At 72.4% G+C, this 23,265-nt stretch carries 17 protein-coding genes; 9 read left to right on the top strand and 8 right to left on the bottom strand.

Annotated elements, in window-relative coordinates; translation table 11 throughout:
- Nucleotides 1-648, top strand: a complete 648-nt coding sequence (locus tag J7462_RS32725) for an FAD-dependent monooxygenase (protein WP_255597944.1) — start codon at nt 1-3, stop codon at nt 646-648.
- On the top strand, nt 645-1,514 hold the full coding sequence (locus J7462_RS33055) for an FAD-dependent monooxygenase (RefSeq protein ID WP_308291067.1): 870 nt from the start codon (nt 645-647) through the stop codon (nt 1,512-1,514). Before J7462_RS32725 ends, J7462_RS33055 begins: the two co-directional genes overlap by 4 nt.
- A 100-nt stretch (nt 1,515-1,614) precedes the next feature.
- Here the strand turns inward: J7462_RS33055 and J7462_RS29255 are convergent, their stop codons facing one another.
- A complete protein-coding gene (locus J7462_RS29255) occupies nt 1,615-1,866 on the bottom strand; it encodes a phosphopantetheine-binding protein (protein ID WP_208569850.1) in 252 nt (83 codons plus the stop codon).
- Nucleotides 1,867-1,886: 20 nt separating this feature from the next.
- Nucleotides 1,887-2,918: a ketoacyl-ACP synthase III family protein gene (locus J7462_RS29250; RefSeq protein WP_255599180.1), complete on the bottom strand. Its 1,032-nt coding sequence runs from the start codon at nt 2,916-2,918 to the stop codon at nt 1,887-1,889.
- Between the two features lie 563 nt (nt 2,919-3,481).
- Between J7462_RS29250 and J7462_RS29245 the strand changes: the two genes are divergently transcribed.
- From J7462_RS29245 to J7462_RS29215, 7 genes are all read left to right on the top strand, one after another.
- Nucleotides 3,482-6,475: a BTAD domain-containing putative transcriptional regulator gene (locus J7462_RS29245; RefSeq protein WP_219469002.1), complete on the top strand. Its 2,994-nt coding sequence runs from the start codon at nt 3,482-3,484 to the stop codon at nt 6,473-6,475.
- A gap of 208 nt (nt 6,476-6,683) precedes the next feature.
- Nucleotides 6,684-6,890 carry a hypothetical protein gene (locus J7462_RS29240; protein ID WP_219468999.1) on the top strand — a complete coding sequence of 69 codons (207 nt, stop codon included), beginning with the start codon at nt 6,684-6,686 and terminating at the stop codon, nt 6,888-6,890.
- Between the two features lie 423 nt (nt 6,891-7,313).
- Entirely contained in the window at nt 7,314-8,099 is a 786-nt protein-coding gene (locus tag J7462_RS29235) for an AfsR/SARP family transcriptional regulator (protein WP_219468996.1), read from the top strand.
- Complete coding sequence (locus J7462_RS29230; RefSeq protein WP_219468994.1) at nt 8,096-8,872, top strand: thioesterase II family protein; 777 nt, start codon at nt 8,096-8,098, stop codon at nt 8,870-8,872. Before J7462_RS29235 ends, J7462_RS29230 begins: the two co-directional genes overlap by 4 nt.
- Nucleotides 8,873-9,056: 184 nt before the next feature.
- Complete coding sequence (locus tag J7462_RS29225) at nt 9,057-9,908, top strand: hypothetical protein (RefSeq protein ID WP_219468992.1); 852 nt, start codon at nt 9,057-9,059, stop codon at nt 9,906-9,908.
- Nucleotides 9,905-13,015 (top strand): non-ribosomal peptide synthetase, encoded by a 3,111-nt coding sequence (locus J7462_RS29220; RefSeq protein WP_219468987.1) that lies wholly within the window; start codon nt 9,905-9,907, stop codon nt 13,013-13,015. Before J7462_RS29225 ends, J7462_RS29220 begins: the two co-directional genes overlap by 4 nt.
- 12 nt (nt 13,016-13,027) lie before the next feature.
- Nucleotides 13,028-14,245: a cytochrome P450 gene (locus J7462_RS29215; RefSeq protein WP_208569858.1), complete on the top strand. Its 1,218-nt coding sequence runs from the start codon at nt 13,028-13,030 to the stop codon at nt 14,243-14,245.
- Nucleotides 14,246-14,626: 381 nt separating this feature from the next.
- Here J7462_RS29215 and J7462_RS29210 read toward each other — a convergent pair whose 3' ends face one another.
- The 6 genes from J7462_RS29210 to J7462_RS29185 form a co-directional block, all read right to left on the bottom strand.
- A complete protein-coding gene (locus tag J7462_RS29210) occupies nt 14,627-14,842 on the bottom strand; it encodes a DUF5988 family protein (protein ID WP_244253270.1) in 216 nt (71 codons plus the stop codon).
- Between the two features lie 163 nt (nt 14,843-15,005).
- Nucleotides 15,006-16,040 carry a 2-oxoacid:ferredoxin oxidoreductase subunit beta gene (locus J7462_RS29205; RefSeq protein WP_208569860.1) on the bottom strand — a complete coding sequence of 345 codons (1,035 nt, stop codon included), beginning with the start codon at nt 16,038-16,040 and terminating at the stop codon, nt 15,006-15,008.
- A complete protein-coding gene (locus J7462_RS29200) occupies nt 16,030-17,910 on the bottom strand; it encodes a 2-oxoacid:acceptor oxidoreductase subunit alpha (RefSeq protein WP_219470823.1) in 1,881 nt (626 codons plus the stop codon). Before J7462_RS29200 ends, J7462_RS29205 begins: the two co-directional genes overlap by 11 nt.
- A 27-nt stretch (nt 17,911-17,937) precedes the next feature.
- Nucleotides 17,938-18,783 carry an alpha/beta fold hydrolase gene (locus J7462_RS29195; protein WP_219468984.1) on the bottom strand — a complete coding sequence of 282 codons (846 nt, stop codon included), beginning with the start codon at nt 18,781-18,783 and terminating at the stop codon, nt 17,938-17,940.
- Between the two features lie 187 nt (nt 18,784-18,970).
- Complete coding sequence (locus tag J7462_RS29190; protein ID WP_219468982.1) at nt 18,971-19,885, bottom strand: NAD(P)-dependent oxidoreductase; 915 nt, start codon at nt 19,883-19,885, stop codon at nt 18,971-18,973.
- A gap of 131 nt (nt 19,886-20,016) precedes the next feature.
- Nucleotides 20,017-23,199: an AAA family ATPase gene (locus J7462_RS29185; RefSeq protein WP_219468979.1), complete on the bottom strand. Its 3,183-nt coding sequence runs from the start codon at nt 23,197-23,199 to the stop codon at nt 20,017-20,019.
- Between the last annotated feature and the right edge of the window lie 66 nt (nt 23,200-23,265).

Raw genomic sequence — 23,265 nt, 5'->3', positions numbered from 1 at the left:
ATGACCGCACCAGTGATCATCGCCGGGGGGAGCCTGACCGGGCTCATGCTCGCGCACGAGCTGACCCTGTGGGGGATCGACGTCGTCGTGCTGGAGCGCAGCCCCGGCCTGACCGACGAGTCGCCCGGACAGGCGATCAACACCACCACCGCCGAGCTGCTCGACCAGCGGGGTCTGCTCGCCGGCCTGCGCGGGCACGTCTCCCCCGTGCAGGGCACCCACTTCTCGCTGATGTGGTTGGACATGTCGCCGCTCGACGGCCGGCACCAGCCGGCCATGCTGCTCGGGCACCAGTTCATCGCACGGCGGCTCGGCGACGCCGCCGTGGCCCGGGGGGCCGACGTGCGCCATGGCCACCGGGTGACGGCCTTCCACCAGGACGACGACGGCGTACGGGTCCGGGTCGCCACCCCCAGCGGCGAGTACCACCTGCACGGCAGCTTCCTGGTGGCGGCCGACGGCGAGGACAGCACGGTGCGCGCGGCGGCCGGCATCGACTTCCCGGGGGCCGGCCCGGCGAACTGCGGCCTGGTGGCCGACGTGGAGATAGCGGTCGCGGACCTGCCCCCGGAGCACCGGGGGTCGAAGTTCTGCCCCGGCGGGGCGTCTACTCGGCGGTGCCGGTCGGGCCGGGGCTGCTGCGGGTGATCACGGCGGAGTTCGACGTCGCGCCTCCCGCCGACACCGCGCCGACGACCGCCGAGCTGCGTGCGGCGATCGCCCGGCTCACCGGGGCGGAGTTCCCGGACGCGCCGGTGCGCTGGGTCCGTCGCTACGGCGGCCAGACCCGGACCGTGGACCGGATGCGCAGCGGCCGGGTCTTCCTGGCCGGCGACTCGGCGCACACCTTCTATCCGTTGGCCGGCCTGCGCCTCAACCTGTGCCTGCAGGACGCCGTGAACCTGGGCTGGAAGCTCGCCGCGGAGCTGTCCGGGTGGGGCCGCCCCGACCTGCTGGACACCTACCACGAGGAGCGCCATCCGCAGGCGGTCCGGGCGGCAGCGGCCACCGATGCGCAGCTCGCGCTGATCCATCCGATCGACCGGGTGACCCCGCTGCGTGGCCTCTTCGCCGATCTCCTGCGCCTGCCGCAGGTCAACACCTACCTGTTGGAGCTGTCCACCGGGCTCGACGTCCGCTACGACGTCGGGGTGGAGCCGACCGGTCCGGTGCCGGCGGGTCGCCGGCTGCCGCATGTGCCGCTGACCGGCGTACGGCCCCTGGCCGCCACGGCGACGGGGGCGACGACGTCGGGCGGCGTGGCCGACCTGCACCAGGGCGGGCGCGGGGTCTACCTGGACCTGGCCGGCCGGACGCCCGAGCCGGCCGGACGCACCCTGGCGGCACTGGGTGACCGGGTGGACGCGGTTCACGCGGACCCGACCGGGGAGATCCCGGTGGACGCCGTCCTGGTACGTCCGGACGGTCACGTCGCCTGGGCCGGGGATCCGGTCGCGGATGCCGAGGGGTTGTCCGGCGCGCTCAAGTCGTGGTTCGGTGAGCCGGCCGGGTGACCGGTGGCACGGCCAGCGCCCCCGACCGGTGGTCGGGGGCGCTGGCCGTCAGGGCGGTCGGGTCGGACCGGTTCGGGGCGGTCGGGTCGGGGCGGTCGGGTCAGGGTGCGGTGACGGCGTCGGCGAGCTGCTGCGACCAGGCGGTCACGGTGGGTGCGGCGGCGAGGTCACCGAAGCGCACGCGCATCCCGGCGCGACGCCAGCCGTTGACCAGCCGCATCAGTTGCAGGGAGGTGAGGCCGAGCTGGACCAGGTTGGCGTCGTCGCCGATGGCTGCGGCGTCGAGGCCGATCACGACGGCGATCGCCTGCCGGATCTCCTCACGTGTGGTTGCCGTGGTTTCCTGCTGCACTTTGGGTCCTTCCGGTCGACTCAACGGTGCTCTTCGATGATCTTGACTACCGCGCAGCCGACCTCGATGCCGACGCCGACCGCGAGCAGCAGGACGTGGTCGCCCGGGCCGACGGCGCCGGTGGTCACCAGGTGGTCCAGGGCGAGAATCTGGTCGCTGGCGCCGCAGTGCCCGACCGTGCGGCTGAAGTCCCACACGGTCTGCTCGGCGGTGATCCCCAGCGGGTCGAAGATCCCGTTCTGGAGTTGGTCGAGGGCCACCCCGCTGTGGGCGACCCGGGCGATGCCGGCCATCGTCACCCCGGCCTCGTCGAGCACCCGGTCGACGGTCTCGGTGACCAGGTCGCCGAGGTGGAACACCGGTGGGGTGACCCCGTTGGCCCACTGCTCGGCCCAGTAGCGGGAGCGCGCCTCGAGGTCGACCCGCTGCCCGGTGGTGATGCTCGGCGGGAACAGTGGTTCGCCGCCCCGGTGCAGGACCTCGGCCGCCGGGTTGGACGCCGAGCCGACCGCGAGGAGTTCGGCGAAGCCGCCCCGGGTGGACAGCAGGGCGGCGCTCGCGCCGTCGGCCAGCACGTAGTGCGAGCTGATCCGCCAGCGGTCGACGACCGGGGTGGAGAAGTTGTCGGCGGCGGTGAGCAGGACGGCGGTCGACTCCGGGTCGGCCATCAGTTGCGCCGCAGCCAGCCGCAGCCCCGACAGCATCCCGTTGCAGCCGTGGTGGATCTCCAGCGCCGGCACCCCCCGCCCGCCGAGCGTCTCGTGCAGGATGTAGTGCGGGGCGGACCAGGTGTCGGGCCCCTGGTAGTGGACCGGGCAGTGCATCAACGCCGCCACGTCCTCGGGGCGGTGGGCGGACCGCTTCATCGCCTCCGAGGCGGCCTGGAACGCCATGTCGGGGGCGGGCATGTCCGCTGCGACCGCGATCGAATGAAGATCGCTGTGGGTGCGGTTCGCCTCGTCGTACCAACCGCGTTTCACGGCTTCTTCGGTGGTGATGCGGTCCGGCAGATACGTGCCGACACCAGCGACAAAGACGTTCTGGACTTTCATTGCCACCCGCTTTCGGGAAATGGTGCGGCCAACATCCCCAACGGTCCTCGGCCCGCCTAACGGCGACCTAAAGAGGATCTTGGTACGGGCCGGTGGTGGCGCACCCGCCCGTCCGGCGCCCCCACCCGGCGGGACGGATCCGGTCGGCGCAGCCGCCATCACCGCCCCGACCGCCGGTCCGAGCTCGCCCGCTCGCGACGAACGAGCAGGTGTCGGTGCTTGCGGGGCGGCTTTTCATGAGGGAGAGTCACAGCGCGGGCGAGTCGCATCGCCGACAAGAGACCTCTATTCGAAACGCTCCCGTGCATGTCGTTCCCGGCGCCCGACACCGCCGGCCCGGGCCCGCCCACACAAACACCTTCGGCAAAATTCTCGGAACGGTCTTAACGGCCATATCGACAGCATGAAATAAAGCAGGTTGACACTCTCGCCGAAACATGATTAATTGCGATTCGTCACATCTCTTGGGGAGGGACACGTTGCCATCCGGGGATGATCGAGAGGCGTTGATCACCGCCGATCAACCAATTGTCTTCAAACTCCTCGGTCCCCTGGAAGTGTGGGTGGACAGCGTCCGCGTACCCCTCGGCGGCACCCGGCAGGAACTGGTGCTCGCGGCCCTGCTGCTGGCCACCGGATGCGTCGTCACCCTGCAACAACTCGTGCAGGTCGTCTGGGAGACGCAACCACCCTCGACGGCGGCGCACCAGATCCGGAAGATCGTGGCGGACCTGCGTCGGCGGCTGCCCCCCGGGCTGATCGTCACGGACGGGCCGGGCTACCGGATGGACGTCCACGACACTGCGGTCGACCTGAAGATCTTCGAGAGACAACTCGTCCGGGCCCGGGCCGCCGAGGACGGCGGCCGTCCCGACGAGGCCATCGACGCCCTGTCCACCGGCCTGTCCCTCTGGCGCGGCGACGCGCTGAGCGGCATGAACGGCCTCACCGTACGCACCGCTGCGGCCCGCGCCGACGAACGACGCCTGATGACCGTCGAACGTCTGATCACCCTGCAACTGGAGATCGGCGAGGAGGGTGACCTGGTCGGCCAGCTCCGGGCGCTGGCGGCCGAGCACCCGATGCGGGAGCGGCTGCTGGTCCTGCTGATGACCGCGCTCTACCAGGCCGGTCGGCAGGCCGAGGCCCTCCAGGTCTATGCCGACGCCCGGCAGTCGCTCGCCGACCAGTTGGGCATCGACCCCGGGCCGGAGCTGAACCGGCGGCACGAGCAGATCCTGCGCAACGACCCGGTCCTCGATCCGCGCTCCGCCACCCGGGCGTCGGCACCCGCGGCCCGGGTCGTGACGTCGTCGAACCGTCCGATGACGATCCCCCGGGACCTGGTCGACTTCACCGGACACGTCGACACCCTGGAGTCGCTCGTCGGTTACGCCCGACCGGACGCCACGGCGCTGACCCTCGTGTCGATCAACGGAATGGGCGGCGTCGGCAAGACCACCCTGGCGATCCACGCCGCACACCGCCTGGGCAAGGGCTTCCCTGACGGTCAGCTCTTCCTGGACCTGCACGGCTTCACCTACGGCCGGGAGCCGGTCGACCCGGTCGAGGCGCTGGGCATCCTGCTGCGGGCGGTGGGCACCCCGGGCGAGCAGCTCCCCACCGACCAGGTCGGCAGGTCGGCGCTGTGGCGGGCCAAGACCGCCGACCGGTCGCTGCTGATCCTGCTGGACAACGCCAGCAGTGCCCAGCAGGTCCTCCCGTTGCTGCCCAGCTCGGCCACCAGTCTGGTGCTGATCACCACCCGGTCACGGCTCAACGGGCTGGACGGGACCCACTCGATCACCCTCGACCCCCCGCTCGACGACGAGGCCAGCGCGATCGTCCACCGGCTGCTCGGTGACCGGCACCGGGCGACCGAGGCCGAGGTGCAGGCCCTGGTCGAGGCGTGCGGACGGCTGCCGCTGGCCCTGCGCATCGCCGTGGCCCGGCTGCACAACCGCCCGAAGTGGACGCTCGGCTATCTGATCGGCCGGCTGCGCCGCGAGGGGCGGCTCATGCGGGAGCTGGTCCTCGACGACCGCAGCGTCGCGGCCAGCATCGGCCTGTCCTACCACGGGGTCGGTCCCGACCATCAGCAGATGTTCCGCCTGATCGGGATGTTCCCCGGGGAGAGCTGCGACGCCTACACCGCCGCGGCGCTCGCGGGCGTCCCGCAGGAGCGGGCCGAGCAGATCCTGGAGGACCTGCTCGACTCGCAGTTGCTCATCCAGCGGCAGCTCGACCGGTACGAGATGCACGACCTGGTCCGCAACTTCGTCCGCACCGTCCTCGCCCAGGACGACGACGAGAACGCCACCGCCCTGCACCGGTTGCTCGACTACTACGTCGTCACGGCGGAGACCGCGGCGAACCGGGTCCAGCCCGGTCGGTTCGTGACCGAAGCCCGGGTACGGAATCCGCCGCAGGACGTTCCGCCGCTGGACGACCAGGCGGAGGCGCTGGAGTGGTTCGAGGCCGAACGACGCAACCTGCTCGCCGCGATCGACCTGGCGACCGACCGGGGGCACGACTTCCACCTGTGCCACCTGCCCCGCACGATGGCCTTCTTCCTCTACGTCCGGGGCGAGATGCACGAGCACGTCGCCACCTTCCGCAACGCCGCAGCCGCCGCCCGCCGCATCGACGAGCCGGTCCACGAGGGACTGAATCTGATCAACGTGGCGATCGCGCACTGGTATCTCGGCGAGTTCACCGAGGCGCTGGAGTGTTACGCCGACGCGCTGGCCATCGCCCAGGACACCAACGACACCGTCGGGGAGGGCACCTGCCTGGGCCGGATCGGCATCGTCTGCGCCAGCATGGGCCGGTTCGAGGAGGCGCTCAGCTACCAGCAACGGGCGCTGGCCATCCACCGTACGATGGGCGGCCTGGCCGAGCAGGGCAATGCGCTGAGCAACATCAGCCAGCTACAGAACGTCCTCGGCATGCACGCCGAGGCGGTGACGAGCGCCCGTGAGGCGGTACGCCTGCTCGACGGCCGTGACCAGCCGGCCGACCTCGCCTCGGCCCTGACCCGGCTCGCCTCGGCGCAGAGCAGCCTGGGCGAGGGGACCGCCGCGCTGGCCACGCTGACCCTGGCGGCCGTTCCGGTGCAGACCACGAACAGCCGCCGGGCCCGGGCCATGCTCGAGACGCGGTACGCCGAGGTCCTGATGCGGCTGGGTCGGCTCGCCGAGGCCGAACGGCACGGACTGAGCGCGCTGAGCCTGCTGGGTGGCCTGGAGAACCCGGCGCTGCGTGCGGAGGTGGAGAACGTCCTCGGTCGGGTCAGCACGGAACGCAGCGACTTCACCGGTGCCCTGACCCGGCACCGGACGGCCCACGAGAACGCAGACCGGATCGGTCTGCGTCTCGAACAGGCGCGCGCGTTGGACGGCATGGGACGCGCCCACGCGGGTCTCGGGGACCTGGATCAGGCGATGACGGACTGGCAGGCCGCGCTGAGCCTCTACCGTGCCATGGGCGTCACCGGCGACGATCTGGAGCAGCACCTCGGGCGGCTGGAGCAGTCCCGGTCGGCCGTCGCGCACTGACCGCCGGCCCGGTGCCGGGCGGCCACCGTCACGGGGCACGGCATCCGCACCTCGAAACAGCACCGCCCGACGACATCGATCAATGCGCTGCCATGGTGGGGCGTCGTAAAATCCGCTACGGATCGATGACGTTATTCGGCTGGCGGGCGCCTCAGCGTGGTCCACCATTGTCGAGCAACGGCCCGTCGGCGACCACCGTGACAACGGTGTGACCCTCCTGACCGGCAGCCACCTGACCGCGATCTGCGCCGAGCCCGGTAACCGCGGAGGCCCCAACGGCCAGGCACAATACGACAGCGGCCCGACCCAGGATGCGAATCTTGAACATGACGTTCCCCCGATGTTCGTCGGTCGTTTTGACAATGCCACTGTCACAACCGTCGCTACCGGAACGATCCCACATCGCTACCCATGAATACCATTGCGGTCCCAGATGGCGAGGACGACGACAGTGCGGCACTTATGGGCGCATGACGCAAAACGCATTCAAAACCAACGGTTGTGGCGACTTCGGTCTATCGGGTAGACATGGTGTGCCGGCGTGGACCGCCGTCGCCGCACCCGGGTGCCGCCTCCGCCACCGACCGACGACACCCGTCCGGCGTCACGCCGCCGTCGTTCCCGGATCCCGGCGGCCCGCCCTCCCCACCGCGAACTGCGGCGATGCGGCCGGCGGGAACGGATCGGGACTGATTCGGTATCGACCTGCGCCACAGTGGCGTAGTGACTTGGGTTGACCAGACGGCGGACTGACTCGCCACGACAGCGCCGGCACTCCACCCGATGCCACGCACCGCCGACACCGCGCCGGCGGGCCCACTCGACGGGGGGAACATCCGTGAAGTACGAGATCCTTGGCGAGATACGGGTCCATGGCGTCGGCGGTGTCGTCACACCACGTACCCGCAAGACCGAGACCCTGCTGGCGGTGCTGCTGGCGAAGACGAACCAGATGGTCACCTCCGACCAGTTGCTCAGCGAGATCTGGGGCGAGGACACGCCCAGCCGGGCCAACGACGCGCTCTACGTCTACATCTCCCAGCTCCGCAAGGTGCTGCGCGCCAGCGGCCACGACGCCGCCATCATGACCCGGCCCCGGGGGTACACCATCCTGACCGCCGAGGGCGACCTGGACGCCGACGAGTTCCGCCGGCTGGCCCACCTCGGCCAGCAGCTACGCCGGGCCGGCCAGTTCTTCCCGGCTGCCCAGACCCTGCGCAGGGCCCTCCTGCTCTGGGGCGGACCCGCGTTCAGCGGACTGATCGACAGCCCGGTCGTGTACGCGTACGCCACCCTGCTCAACGAGCTGCGCATCGAGTGCCTGGAGCAGCTGATGGAGATCGAGCTGACCCTCGGCGGCCACCGTGAGATCGTCGGCCAGCTCTCCGCCCTCATCACCGAGCAGCCCCTACGCGAGAAGCTCTACCAGTACCTGATGCTCGCCCTGCACCGTTCGGACCGCCGGGCCGAGGCGTTGGCCGTCTTCCACACCGCCCGCCAGCGGCTCGACATGGAGATCGGCATCGAGCCCTGCCAGGCCCTGCGCGATCTGCACCAGGACATCCTCCAGGACCGCGACCTCGGGCCGTCGATGCTGGTCAGCCCGCTGGCGGCGGCGTCGTGACCACGACCACGGCGAACGCGCCGTACCGCACCGACGAGCCCGACCTCTGGCTACGCCGGTTCGGCACCCGCAGCAGCGGCGGACCCACCCTGATCTGCCTGCCGCACGCCGGCGGCGCGGCGACGTTCTTCCGGCCGCTCGTCGAACTGCTCGCCGCCGAGGCGGACGTGACGTGCGTGCAGTACCCCGGCCGGCAGGACCGCCGCAATGAGCCGCCGGTCGGCACCATCGACGCCCTGGCCGACCTGCTGACCGAGGTGATCCGGGCGGCCGTGCCCGGACCGGTGGCGCTCTTCGGGCACAGCATGGGCGCGATCCTCGGCTTCGAGGTGGCGTTGCGCCTGGAACAGCTCGGGGTCGCCCCGCTGTGGCTGTTCGCCTCCGGTCGCCGGGCGCCCGGGGTGTCCCGGCACGAGACGGTCCACCTGCGCGACGACCGGGGGCTGCTCGCCGACGTCGCGGAACTCAGCGGCACCGACGACGACGTCTTCGCCGACGAGGAACTGACGGCGATGGTGTTGCCGGCCATCCGGGCCGACTACCGGGCGATCGAGACGTACGCCCCCCGGGCCGGGGTGCCCCGGCTGCGGTGCCCGGTGACGGCGCTGCACGGCAGTTCCGACCCCCGGGTCGAGCTCGCCGACGCGCGGGCCTGGGCGGGCCACACCGACGGCGGATTCCGCCTGCAACCGTTCGCCGGCGACCATTTCTTCCTGCTGCGGCACTGGGCCCCGGTGGCCCGGGCGATCCAGGCGGATCTGCGGCTGAGCTGAGCCCCATCGACACGGACCGGCCCCGGTGCGCACAGGCAGCGGGGTCGGTCGGATGGCGTCCCCCATTGCCGTCCGCAGTGGCGAAGATCGGCGTCGATCGACGCGGGGTCCGGCTTTAGAACGGTTTCAGTGACCGGCCATAGCGTTCCCCAGACGGACAGTGGAGCGAGGGGACCGAAACACGATGAATGAATCGACCACCTGGCGAGCATTGACGACAGGCAGCACCGACGAGGTCGCGTTGGCCATCGACTTCGACGCCACCGGCCGCCCGGAGGCGCGGTTCGCCGACCTGGCACCGCACCTGGGACCGGATTCGAGCGTGTGGGAGACCGTTCCGCTCGGCATGGACGCGTTGGTCGGGCCCAGCGGCGAGGGATACGTGAAGCGCTGGGCCGACGAGGTCCGCGACAGCGGCCGTACGGTGACGGCGGTCATGGGATTCTGCGCCGGGGGCGCACTGGCCCCGGCCCTGGCCGCGCAGGTGGGTCAGTGGCAGCCGGAGCCCCAGCTGATCCTGTTCGACCCCGAGACCGTCACGCCGCTGACCATGTACTGGCAGTTCGCCAAGATCATCGAGGTGGCCACCTCCTCGCTGACGCCGACCGAGCTGGACGAGGCGCGGGAGGCGGGCCGGCAGGCCCAACGCGACCTCGCCGGCCTGGAGCCGCTGGCGGACCGGCTCAGCGAGATCTTCGGACAGGTCGGCGCGGTGGCCTTCCCCCGGCTCGGCCTGGACGCCACGAGCGGCGCCGAGGTGGTCACCCTCTTCCGCTCCTTCATCAGCTACCTCTGCGCCGCCGGCCAGTTCGACCCGCTGCCGGCGTGGTCGCGGGCGACGGTGCTCACCTCGGCGAGCCCCACCAGCGGCCTCAACGGGTACCGGACGATCAACCCGCAGGCCCCGACGAACCTCGCCGGCAACGAGATCACCTTCCCGGTCGAGCACGCCGGGATGCTCGCCGACCCGGCGGTCGCCGCAGCCACCCGCGAGCTGCTCGGCCGGGTACGGGTCCACGGCGGGGCACGGTCGTGACCGGGCCGGCCGCCGCCACCCGCAAAGAGGAGGCGCTGTGGATGCTCGACCAACTCGTCCCGGGCTCCGGCGTCAACAACCTGGCGGTGGCCCTCGACGTCGAGGGTGAACTCGGGGACTGGGAGCTGGAGGAGACCCTCGCCCGACTGCTGGAGCGGCACGCCACGCTGCGTACGGTCTTCCGCGACACCCCGGCGGGGCTGTTGCGGCACGTCCTCGGCCCGACCGAGATCACCATCACGCTGGACCAGTACGAGGTCACCCGGGCCGACCTGGAGGAACTGCTCACCGACTACGTGGGTCGCCCGTTCGCGATGGACGGCAGCCCGCTGCTGCGCGCCGGACGGTTCCGCACCCCCGAGGGGGACGTGCTCTGCCTCGCCGTGCACCACCTCAACTTCGACGCCCTCTCCTCGGTGGTGCTGACCGAGGAACTGGTCGCCCACTACACCGCGATCTCGGAGGACGCCGAGCCGCCCGCCGAACTGGCGCAGCCGGCCCCGCTCTGCCTGGAGACGGCACCGAGCCAACGCAGCCTCACCTACTGGCGGGACCAGCTGGCCGGGTTCGACCCGTCCGGGCTCGCCCTGTGGTGCGAGGCCCCGGACGTGGCCCAACCGACCCTCACCGGCGACCGGGTCAGCGCCCGCCTGTCGGCGGCGGCGTACGACGCGGTGCGTACCCTCGCCCGGCAGCTGCGGGCACCGGAGGCGGTCATCCTCTACGCGGCGTACAGCCTGCTGCTGTCCCGCCACGGCGCGGGCCGGGACGTCGTCGTGGGCGCACCCGCCTCGCTGCGGACCGCCGAGAGCAGCCGGGCCGTCGGCTACCACATCAACACGCTGCCGCTGCGGCTGCGCATCCCGCCGGGCGTCACCTTCGCCAGCCTGGTCGGGGAGGCCCGTGGGGTGTTCCTCGCCTCGATCATCCACCGCGAGGTGCCCGTCGAGGCGCTGATGGCGCAGTTCCGACCGGCCACCGGTTCCTGGCGCAACCCGGTCTTCAAGCACCTGTTCAACTACGTCCCGGACGAGGGGCAGGCCAGCTACGACCTCGGTGGGCTGCGGGCCCAACGACGCATCGTGGAGAACGGTTTCAGCAAGTTCGACCTGGAGTTCTTCGTCATCTCGACGGCCGGCGCGCTGGACGTACGGGCGGTCTTCTACACCGAGGTCCTCGGGCGGGCGGACGTGACCGCCATGCTGGCGCGCTTCGACGCGCTGCTGGTGACGCTCGGCCAGCGCAGCGGGGAGCCGGTCGACGCGCTACCCCTGCACGCCCCGGCGGACCTCGCCACCATCGGCGCGGCGAACGCGACCACCCGTCCGGCGCGGAGCCCCTCGGTGCTGACGGCCATCGCCGCCCGGGTCGCGGCGGCACCGACGGCGGTGGCGGTCCGCGACGGCGACCGCGAGGTGTCGTACGCCCAGATCTGGGCGGCGGCGGAGCGCACCCGGACGGCCCTACGCGCGGCCGGGGTGGGCCCGGGCGGGGTGGTCGCCGTGCTGGGCCGGCGGGGTCCGGAACTGGTCGGCGCGGTCCTGGGCACCTGGCTGGCCGGGGCCGCCTACCTGCCGATCGACCCGGCCCACCCGTACCAACGGATCGTCTACCAGCTCGACGACTCGGGCGCGGGGGTGGTGATCGCCGATCCGGGCACCCCGGTGCCGGAGGTGCCCGGCCGGGTGGTGCTGCACCCGGTGGAGGTCACCACCGCCGAGCCGACCCCGGTCGACCCGGCCACCGACGAGTTCGCCGCCGGTGCGGACCCGGCCTACCTCATCTACACCTCCGGGTCGACCGGACGCCCGAAGGGCACCTGGATCACCCACCGGGCGCTGGCCAACCTGATCGAGCACTTCGTCGACCTGCTCCACGCCGACGCGCGCACCGCGACCCTCTGGCTGACCACGTTCAGCTTCGACATCTCCGCCCTGGAGCTCTTCCTGCCCCTGGCGGCCGGCGGCTCGACCGTGGTCGCCCCGGACGCCGCCCGCACCGACGGGTCGGTGCTGCTGGACGTGCTGCGGCAGCATCCGGTCGACATCGTGCAGGCGACACCGACGACCTGGCGGCTGGTGGCCGAACAGGCGGGGGACGTCCTACGCGACGTCCAGCTGCTCAGCGGCGGCGAGGCGCTGCCCGCCGGGCTGGCCCGGCAACTCGCCGGGGCCGGCCGGGAGCTGCACAACGTCTACGGCCCCACGGAGACGACCATCTGGTCCACCGCGGCGCTGCTCGACGCCCCGTTCAGCGGGCCCGTCCACGTCGGTACGCCGATCGCGAACACCCAGGTCCTCGTCGTCGACCCGGAGGGTCGCGAGCTGCCGGTGGGCCTGCACGGGGAACTCTGCATCGCCGGCGCGGGCGTGGCGATCGGCTACCACCGCCGCCCGGAACTGACCGCCGAACGGTTCGGCGGGCACGAGCGGTACGGGCGGTTCTACCGCACCGGGGACCTGGCCCGCTGGCGGCCGGACGGCACCATCGAGGTGCTCGGCCGGATGGACCGCCAGGTGAAACTGCGGGGCAACCGGATCGAGCTGGGCGAGGTCGAGTCGGTGCTCGGTGAGCATCCGGCGGTCGACGCGGCGGCGGTGCTGGTGCACGGTGGCGCGGACGGCACACTCGTCGCGTTCGTCGTCGGCCCCGACCCGGACGACGCCGTCCACGACGACCTCTGGCGGCACGCCATCGGGGTGCTGCCGCACGCCGCGGTGCCGCAGGAGTTCATCGTCGTGGCGGGCTTCCCGACCACCGGCAACGACAAGGTCGACTATCCCGCGCTGGGTCGGCTCGCCGAGGAGCGGCAACGCCGGGCACGCGAGGCCGTACGCCCGGCGGCGGCCAGCGGCGACCCGGTGGTCGACGAGCTGATCACCCTGTGGCAGGACCTGCTCGGCCACGCCGACGTGCACGCCGCGTCCAACTTCTTCACCGCCGGGGGGCACTCGTTGCTCGCCGCCCGGCTCGTCCAGCAGGTCGAGGCCCGGCTGCGGGTCCGGCTCGCGCTGGCCGACATCTTCGCCAACCCCACGCCGATCGCACTCGCCGAGGGCGTACGGGCGGCCCAGCGGCAGCGCCTCGACCGGATCTCACTCAACTAAGGAGCATCCACCATGACAATCACCAGCGACCTGCCCGTCGTCGACCTGCCCGCGCTGCCGTTCGAGCGCGACCAGTTCGACGTCAACGGCATCGCACCCCTGTTCCGCGAGCTGCGGGACACCCAACCGATCGTCCGGGTGCGCACCTCGGCCGGTGACGAGGCGTGGCTGGTCACCCGGTACGAGGAGGTCAAGACGCTGCTCAACGACCCGCGTCTGGGCCGATCGCACCCGGAGCCGGCCAAGGCGGCCCGGGTCGCGAACGCGGCCGTGCTGACCGGGCCGCTGGGCACCCCGGACAAGGAGGTCGCCGCCCGGCAGCGGTTCCGGCGGCTGATCGGGCCGTCGTTCGCCGCCCGCCGGGTGGAGAAGCTGCGCGGGCAGGTGCAGGAGATCGTCGACCAGCTGCTTGACGATCTCGCGGCGAGCCCGCAGCCGGCCGACTTCCACGAGGCCCTCTCCTTCCCGCTGCCGGTCCTGGTCATCTGCCAGCTGCTGGGCGTGCCGACGGAGGACCGCACCGAGTTCCGGCACTACTCGGCCGGCGCCACCGCGCTCGACGACCCCGCCGCGGCGAAGGCCGCCTGGGAACGGCTCGTCGCCTACATGTACCGGCTGATCGACATCAAGCGGGCCGAGCCGGGCGAGGACGTCTTCTCCGACCTGCTCGCGGTCGCCGAGCAGGAGAACCTCACCGACGACGAGATCGCCCGGATGGGTGCCGGCCTGCTCTTCGCCGGCCACGAGACCACGGTCACCCGGCTGGACCTCGGCACCCTGCTGCTGCTCACCCACCCCGACCAGCGGGAGAAGCTGCAGAACGACCTGAGCCTGGTGCCGTCCGCGGTCGAGGAGATGCTGCGCATGGTCGCCCCGTCCACCCAGGACGTCCTGCCCCGCTACGCCCACCAGGACATCACGGTCTGCGGCACCGACGTACCGGCCGGTGACCTGGTCCTGCTGGCCTTCACCGCGACCAACCGGGACCCGGACGTCTTCGTCGACCCGGACCGCTTCGACATCACCCGCGACTCGGACCGGCACATCGCGTTCGGGCACGGGCCCCGGTTCTGCATCGGGTCGAGCCTCGCGCGGGCCGAGTTGCAGTGCCTGTTCGCGACGCTGCTCGTCCGCTTCCCCAACCTCCAGCTCGCTGTCCCCCCAGCCGAGCTGGAGTTCCGCGACTTCACCCTCACCGGTGGCGTAACCTCCCTTCCCGTCACCTGGTGAGCTGAGTTCGCGGAACCAACTGGCACCGCCGGCCACGTCCCGCCGGCGGTGCCAGTGCCGTGCCCGCCACCACCCTTCCGGCATACCCGGACCCGGCCCCACGGGATGCCCCGGCGCACATGGGCCGGTCCCCGCGAAACCCCGGACCGCGCGAAACCCCGGGCCGCGCGAAACCCCGGGCCGCGCGAAACCCCGGGCCGCGCGAAAGCGAAACCGCCGTCCACACCCGCCCGGTCCACCCGGAGCCCGGTCCCTGCACAGGTCCGCCGGCCGCGCCGACCGCTACCTGCCCGACCCGACTACCGGGCAAGGATCAGGTGCGAACAGCGCGGTGGCCGCCATCGGGGGGATGATGGCGGCCACCGCGGGTGGGGGGAAATGTCACTCGGCGACGCGGGTCTGCGCCGTCCAGCGGTAGATGACGACGTCACCGTCGACTGCCGTCAGCGACTCTTCGGTGCGCTCGAAGTGCTCGTAGCCGCAGCCGTACCGGACTTTGATCTTCGGCTCCAGGCTGCTCACCAGTCGGGCCCGAAAGTCGTCGGGAAAACCGTTCGGGCCGCCCTCGAGACGAACCTTCACCTGCGACGTGGTCATGGCCATACCTCCGGCTCTGTGCGGTCGACGGGCTGTGCCCGACGGTGGGGTCGGGAAGCGCCGGTGCCGACGTCCCGGTCGGTGACGATGTCGGGCCGGTCCCCGGCCCGCACGGTCCGGGGACGTCCTCGGCCCCGCCCGTCTCGTCTCCGGTGCACGGCGATCAGCCGATCGTCCAGGTGTCGCCGCTGTCGAGCAGTTCGGCGAGCATCCCCGTCGGATCGTGCGGCATGGTCGCGGTGGCGTGCGCGAGCTGCGTGCGTACGGTGTCGTCGTAGCAGGGCCGGTCGATGGCGCGGAACACGCCGACCGGGGTGGTGCCCAGGTCGGAGCCGGAGAGCCGGGTCAGCGCGAACGCGTACGCCGGGTCGGTGACCGACTCGTCGTGCACCACGATCTCGCCGGCCGGCACCTCCGCGGTGCGGCGTACGACGAGCCCGAAGCCGCCCGGCGGATGCGTGACGCAGAACCGGCCGTCCGCACCGAACCGGATCGGCTCGCCGTGGGTGAGCCGGATCAGGTGGTCGTCGCGGACGTCCGGGTCCTTGAGCGGCGCGAAGGCACCGTCGTTGAAGATGTTGCAGTTCTGGTAGATCTCGACGAACGCCGAGCCGCGGTGGGCCGCGGCGGCCCGCAGCACCGACTGCAGGTGCTGACGGTCGGCGTCCAGGGTACGGGCGACGAAGCTCGCCTCGGCGCCGAGCGCCAGCGAGAGCGGGTTGAAGGGTGTGTCGGGCGAGCCGACCGGCGTCGACTTGGTGGTCTTGCCCAGCTCGGACGTCGGCGAGTACTGCCCCTTGGTCAGGCCGTAGATCCGGTTGTTGAACATCAGGATCTTGAGGTTGACGTTGCGGCGCAGGGCATGGATCAGGTGGTTGCCCCCGATCGACAGCGCGTCGCCGTCACCGGTGACCACCCAGACCGACAGGTCGGGCCGGCTGACGGACAGGCCGGTGGCGATGGCGGGGGCACGCCCGTGGATCGAGTGCATCCCGTAGGTGTCCAGGTAGTACGGGAAGCGCGACGAGCAGCCGATACCGGAGATGAAGACGATGTTCTCGCGCGGGATGCCCAACTCGGGCAGGAACCCCTGCACCGCGGCGAGGATGGCGTAGTCACCGCACCCGGGGCACCAGCGGACCTCCTGGTCGGAGCGGAAGTCCCGGGCGGTCAACGACAGGGCGACCTCAGGCATCACCGATCACCCTCTCGAAGACGTTCGCCAGTTCGCCGGTGGTGAACGGCGAACCCTCGACCTTGGTGTGGGACACCACGTCGACCAGGTACCGGGCGCGCAGCACCCGGGCGAGTTGACCCAGGTTCATCTCGGGGACGACCACCCGGTCGTAGCGGGCCAGGACGTCGCCGAGGTTCGCCGGCAGGGGGTTCAGGTGCCGCAGGTGGACCTGCGCCACGGCAAGTCCCCGTCGGCGCAGCGCCCGGCAAGCCGCCGTGATCGGCCCGTACGTCGAGCCCCAGCCGAGCACCAGCACCCGGGTGTCCGGGTCCGGGTCCTCCACCTCCAGGTCGGGCACCGGGATCGACGCGATGCGGGCCGCCCGGGTGCGGACCATGAGGTCGTGGTTGGCCGGGTCGTACGAGATGTCGCCGGTGCCGTCCGCCTTCTCCAGGCCGCCGATCCGGTGCGCCAACCCCGGGGTGCCCGGGACCGCCCACGGCCGGGCCATCGTCTGCGGGTCCCGCAGGTACGGCAGGAACCGGCCGTCCGGGCCGTTGGGTTCCCGGGCGAAGCTGACCCGGAGGTCGGGCAGCCGGGACACGTCGGGCAGCAGCCACGGCTCGGAGCCGTTCGCCACGTAGTTGTCCGACAGCAGGATGACGGGGGTGCGGTAGGTCAGCGCGATCCGGGCCGCCTCGATCGCCGCGGCGAAGCAGTCCGCCGGTGTCGCCGGGGCGATCACCGCCAGTGGCGCCTCGCCGTGGCGGCCGAACAGCGCGATGTCCAGGTCGGCCTGTTCGGTCTTGGTCGGCATCCCGGTCGACGGGCCGGCGCGCTGCACGTCGATGACGACCAGCGGCAACTCCAGCGCGACCGCCAGGGAGATCGTCTCACCCTTGAGCGCCACCCCCGGCCCCGAGGTGGTGGTCACCCCCAGCGCCCCGCCGTAGGAGGCGCCCAGAGCTGCGCCGATCGCCGCGATCTCGTCCTCGGCCTGCATGGTGGTGATGCCGAACCGCTTGTGCTTCGACAGCTCGTGCAGGATGTCCGAGGCGGGCGTGATCGGGTACGCGCCGAGGAACACCGGCAGCTCCGACCGGACGCCGGCCGCCACCAGGCCCAGCGCCAACGCCGCGTTGCCGGTGATGTTGCGGTACCGGCCGGGCGGCATCGGGGCCGGCGCGACCTCGTACCGGACGGTGAAGTCCTCGGTGGTCTCGCCGTAGTTCCAGCCGGCCCGGAAGGCGGTGACGTTCGCGGCGGCCAACTCCGGGCGGGTGGCGAACTTGCGTTCCAGGAACCGCAGGGTCGACGAAGACGGACGGGCGTAGATCCAGCTCAGCAGGCCGAGCGCGAACATGTTCTTGGCCCGTTCGGCGTCCCGCTTCGACACCCCCGTGTCGGCGAGCGCGCCGATGGTCAGTGTGGTCAGCGGCACCGGATGGACCTCGTACCCGTCGAGCGAACCGTCCTCCAGCGGGTTGGCCCGGTAACCGACCTTCGTCAGTTGGCGTCCGGTGAACTCGTCGGTGTCGACGATGATCGCCGCGCCGCGCCGCAGGTCGGCAAGGTTCGCCCGGAGCGCGGCCGGGTTCATCGCGACCAGGACGTCGGGTGCGTCGCCGGGGGTGAGGGCGTCGGAGGCGGAGAAGTGGAGCTGGAAGCTCGACACGCCCGGCAGGGTGCCGGCGGGCGCCCGGATCTCGGCCGGGAAGTTGGGCAGCGTCGCGATGTCGTTGCCGAGTTGGGCGGTCTCCGAGGTGAACCGGTCCCCGGTGAGCTGCATCCCGTCGCCCGAGTCACCCGCGAAGCGGATGACCACCCGGTCGAGCTGCCGGACCGGAGCCTGTCCCGTCGCCGCGCCGGTCGTCGTCGTGTCGTGCACCATCGTCGTCATGGTCTCGCCTCCCGATCGTCAGACGCCGAAACTGGAGAGCACCTCGCGCAGCCGGGCGGCGAAGGCGCGGGGGTGGGTGGTCAGGCCGGCGTGCCCACCGGGGAAATCCGTGGTCGCCACCCCGAGGTGGGCCGCGAGGCGCTCGGCGGCGACGTAGCCCCACACGCCGTGCGAGTCCTGCCCGCCGGCCGGGACGACCCGGGTCGGCGAAGTCTTCATCGCGTCGAGATCGTCCATGTCGAGCCGGTAGTCCCGGAACGCGGGCAGGTCCCGGGCCAGGAAGAACTCGATGTTCGCGGTGCGCCGCTCGTCGGGTGGGGACATGGTCACCCCCGGCTCGGTCTCCAACCGGCGGAAGTCCACGCCGTTGAGCGCGCCCAGACGTAGCAGGGCCGGCAGGCCACCGGTGCCCCGGTGCAGCTCCTCCGCCTCGTCCAGACCGGCGTTGACCGTGCGGCACATGTCGTCGGCCAGCAGGTCGAGGATCGGCGGCTCGTGCGTGACCAGCACCCGGACCTGTTCCGGGTGCCGGGTGGCCAGGTGCAGCCCGGTGAGGCCGCCGATGCTCGAACCGAACACCGCCGCCGGCTCCGAGGTCACCTCGGCCAACAGCCGGTGCACGTCGTCGGCGTGGGTCTCCACGGGCACCGGACGGCCGTCGTCGGGGTCGATGACGCTGCGCGACAGGCCACGCCGGTCGTAGGTGACCACCGTGTACGCGTCGGCGAGCTGCTCGACCAGACCGGCCGCCCGGTCGGCGTCCCCGTCCCCGCCCTGGAGTATCAGCAGCACCGGCCCGGAACCACAGATCTGGTAGTACAGGTTGGCGTCCGGAACCCGAAGCGTGCGACCGATCTCACTCATACGCCCGATCGTCGCGGGCGGACCTAACGCGAACCTTGCGTGTGGCTGTAGCACCCCACCCGCCCGACGCGGGCCATCCTGCGGCGTGCCTGGGCGGCGGCGGCAACGTCCGATGCGCGGGCATGCCCACCGGCAGCGCACCCGGCGGTGGCGTGCCTGACCCCGGCGCCGCCGGGCGGCGGCGTGTCTAGGCGGTGGGGGCGAAGGTGGCGCGCAGCGCCGGTTCCAGCGACCGGCCGGTGGTGGGCGTGATGAACAGGTCGGCCAGCAGCAGGTCGCCGAGGTGGGTCGGGTTGAGGCCCGCCTCCCGGCGCGCGAGACCGTGCAGCAGGCCACCGCAGCCCAGCGAGGCGCGGACGACGGGGGCGGGCAGGCGGCCGACCCGACGGGGACGGCCGACCGCGTCGGCGATGCGGCCCATCATCGCCGCCCAGATGAGATTCTCGTCGGCGACCGGGACGTCCTCGCCCCGGGCCTGTTCGAGCGCGTCGACGGCGACCTCGGCCACGCTGCGCGCCGAAGCGGCGGCCGTTCCACCGACGGGAACCGCCAGCGGTGCCCGGGACCGTGCCCACCGGTCGAGCGGACCGGCCCAGTTGGGCAGCCGGTCGCCGGTCCGTCCGAACACGAACGGCAACTCCAGCACGGTGACCGGCAGATCCGGGCCGGCGGCGGCCCGGCCCTCCCGGGCCTGTTCCCACCGACACCGAATGTACGAGTGGCGGGTCGTGAGACGCCACTGTGGATGCAACCGGTCGAAGTGGGTGTAGTAGGAGCCCATGACGACCCCCCGGGTGAGCCCCTCCTCGCGGGCGGCGGTGAACAGGCGCACCACCGGGTCGACGAGTTCCCGACGCAGGAGCGGGTGGATCGGCCGGGGCAGCACCCGCTGCTCGTCCGCCCGGGTGGCGAGGACGACCCCGTCGTGGCCGGCGAGCAACGGCCGGAGGTCGTCGATCGCGGCGGACCCCAGATCGAGCAGGTGGTCGACGCCCGGCTGGGCGGTACGGGCCACCGTGGTGACCGTGTGGCCCCGCCCGCGCAGCACCCCGACCACGTGGGTGCCGATCAGGCCGCTGCCGCCCACCACGAGAATTCTCACGTCCCATCGTCCACTCCGGACGGGGCGGCTTGTCAAGCGGTGCAACGCCGCGAGGTGCTGTCAGGTGCCGAAACCGAACGGCACGTAGCGGTCACCGAGGACGTGCCAGAGGCCGTACGGCAGGATGCTCGCTATCGCGTGGGCAGGGTCGCCAGTTCGGCGAGGAGCCGTTCGGCGCGACGGGTGTGCAGGAACGCACCCCGCTCGGCGGACACCGCCCGTGCCTGCTCTGCGGCGGCGATCACGACCTCGACCGGCTCACCCTGGGCCCGCAGGAGCCGGGCCCGCAGCAGGAGCAGCAGCCCTTCCGGATGGCGCTGACCGCAGGACTCCAGATAGAAGTCGGCCTGGTCGAGCGCCGTCGCGGCGGCGTCGACCGCCCCACCGGCGATGAGCATCTCGCCGAGCAGCCCGTGCCAGGCGGCGACGTCCGAGCGGGGCGGGTCGAGCAGGTGCGAGGCGATGAGCTGTCGCGCCCGGTCCGCGTTGCCGATCGGGTCCCGGCCGGTGACCGCCAGCGCCCAGTAGCGGGCCAGCCGCTGGTAGGTGCCGAGGAAGACGAAGGAGAACCCGGGATCGACCGCGATCCCCCGCCCGGAGGCGCGCAGCGCCAGCACCGGATCGCCGACGATCACCGCGATGCGGGTGGCGGCGCACGCCCACACCGTGACCATGTACGGGTCCTCGCCGGCCAGGTCTTCGAGCCCGTCGAGCAGGGCCCGCCCGTCCGCCACCGCACCGTGCAACGTGGTGACCTCGGCCAGCATCGCGGCCATCAGCAGCTGGAGGTCGTGCCGCACTGGGTCCCCGTCCCTGCGCGGGATGTCGAAGATCATGTCCCGGGACCGGTCGAGCCAGCGGATCGCCTCGCCGATCTCCCCGTAGTCCCACTGTTGCAGGCCCCAGGCGTGCAGACCGCAGGCGAGCACCCACGGATCGCCGGACTCCTCGCCCCGGCGCAGCAGCCGGCGGGCCAACGGGGCGCTGCGGTCGAGCTCGATCGCCTGGACCAGGGCGGCCCAGCGGGAGTAGAGGAAGCTGGCCGCCTCCCGTTCCAGGCCGAGGCCACAGGCCAGGTGTTCGGCCCGCTCCAGCAGGTCGGTCACCGAGAAGCCGTACATCGACCGCATCCCGAGGACCGCGGTGAGCTGGGCCAGCGCGGCCAGCTCCCACTCGGCGAGGCCCGCGCCGCGGGCCACCTGCACCGCCGCGCGCAGGTGTCGCTCGGCGACGTCGAGCGCCGACTTGCCCGCCGCGTGCCGGCCCGCGCGGATCAGCGCCCGGGCCGTCCGGGCCGGCTCGGCGAGCAGACCGGCGGACCACAGGTGGTGCGCGAGGCGCTCGGCCACCGTCTCGGCGTCCGGCCCGCCCCGTTCCAGCGCGTCCGCGATGCGCAGGTGCAGCTGCCCGACCTGTGCCGGTCGGGTCGTCGCGGCCACCGCCTCGCGCACCAGGTCGTGGGCGAACCTCAGCGAGAACGGATCGGCCGGCCGGCTCTCCAGCATGCCGAGCGCCTGCACCGGTTCCAACCGTTCGAGGCAGCCGTCGAGGTCGAGGCCGGCGGCGCGGGCGAGCAGTCCGAGTTCCACGTCCCGGCCGATCAACGCGGCGATCCGGAGCAGGTCGCGGGCGTCGGCGTCCAGCCCGGCCAACCGGTCGATGACCACGTCCCGTACGGTGGCCGGCACGCCGGCCCGCCCCCGGGGCCGGTCGTTGAGCAGGCGGGACAGCTCCCGGACGAAGAACGGGTTCCCGGCGGTGCGGGCGAGGATGCCGCGGGTCGCATCGGGGGTGGGCACGGCACCGGTCTCCCGGCGGATGAGTTCGGCCACCTCGGCTTCGTTGAGGTTGCCGAGGATGATCCGCTGGTGGCCGGGGAGCCGGCTGACCGTGGCGAGCATCCGGGACAGTGCGGAGCCAGGGGTGGGGGCGCGGTCGCGTAGCGCACCGATCAGCGTGGTGCGGTCGGGCAGGCGGGCCGCGAGGTGGCTGACCAGTTGGAGTGACGCACTGTCAGCCCATTGCAGGTCGTCGAGCACGAGCACCATCGTCCGCTGCGCCGAGGCCGCCGCGATGATCGCGACGACCTGCTCGAAGAGCCGGAACGGGAAGCCGTTGTCGGGCAGCACCGGCGCGGCGAGGACGTCCCGGCGCGGTTCCAGGAGGCTGCCCAGTTCCCGGCCGACCGAGGTGTGTCGTTGCCCGGCGGGCAGCCCGTCGAGGACGGCGCGGATGGCCTGCACCCACGGCCACATCGAGGGGGCGCCGCCGCCCTCGGGGCACTGCCCCCGGACGACGAACGCGCCGCGCTGCTCCGCCTCTGCGGTGGCCTCCCGGAGCAGCCGGGTCTTGCCGACCCCGGGCTCGCCCTGGACGACCACGAGCGCGGTGCCCCCGGCGAGGGCCGCCGTGGTCGCGTGGCGCAGTGCCGCAAGTTCGCCGGCCCGGCCGACCAGGCCGCCACCGGTCGGGGCCTGCGGCGGGGGTGCCACGGGCGGTACCGACCGCGTCGACGCCGGGCCGAACGCCCGGTGGTAGGCCTGCCCCAGGGCCGGGCCGGGGTCGACCCCCAGTTGCTCGGCGAGGTCGGTGCGGACGGCCCGGAACACGGCCAGTGCCTGCTCCTGCTGACCGGCGGCGGCCAACGCGGTGACCAGGCTCGCCTGCACCGGCTCGTGCAGAGGTGCCATCGTCGCCGCCAGGCGCAGGGGGGCCAGCACGTGGTGCGGCTGCCCCAGCGAGACGGCCAGATCGGCGGCGACGACGGCGGCGGCGAGGAACTCCCCGTCCAGCGCCGCGAAGAGGGCGACGGCACCCGGCCGGTGCACGTGCCCGTCACCGGCCGGCCCCCGCCACAACGCGAGCGCCCGCAGGTATGCGTCGAGGGCGGCCCCGCCCCACCCTCCGACCCGGTGGGCGTCGGCGGCCACGACGTGCTCGCGGAAGGCGATCAGGTCGAGCATCTGCGCCGTGGCGGACAGCCGGTAGCCGGTCGGGTGCCGGTGCAGGTAGGAGCCGACCGCGCGGGGTGGTAGCTCGGGCTCCAGCAGGCGGCGCAGCGCACCGACATACTTGTGGATGACGTTGAGCGCGGTCGCGGGGGCGTCGTCTCCCCAGACGAGGTCGATCAGCTCGGCGGCGCTGACCGGCCCACCGGCGCGGGCCAGGAGCAGGGCGAGCAGGTAGGCCCGCTGGCGGGGGCCGGGGTCCAGCTCGACGCCGTCCCGCCAGGCCCGGAGCGGGCCGAGGATCTGCAGTCGCAGTGCGCCTGGCGACCGGATCCGGTGCTCGCCCCCGACGCCCTGTCCCGACATCAGCCCCGCCACACCTCGGTACCCCCGGCCGTCGACGACATCGACGGCCTTCAGCTTACGCGAAAG

This window comes from Micromonospora sp. RL09-050-HVF-A (assembly GCF_019374995.1).
GTDB lineage: Bacteria > Actinomycetota > Actinomycetes > Mycobacteriales > Micromonosporaceae > Micromonospora > Micromonospora antibiotica.
Note: the sequence above shows the minus strand (reverse complement) of the source record. Positions and strands in the feature narration are given on the sequence as shown.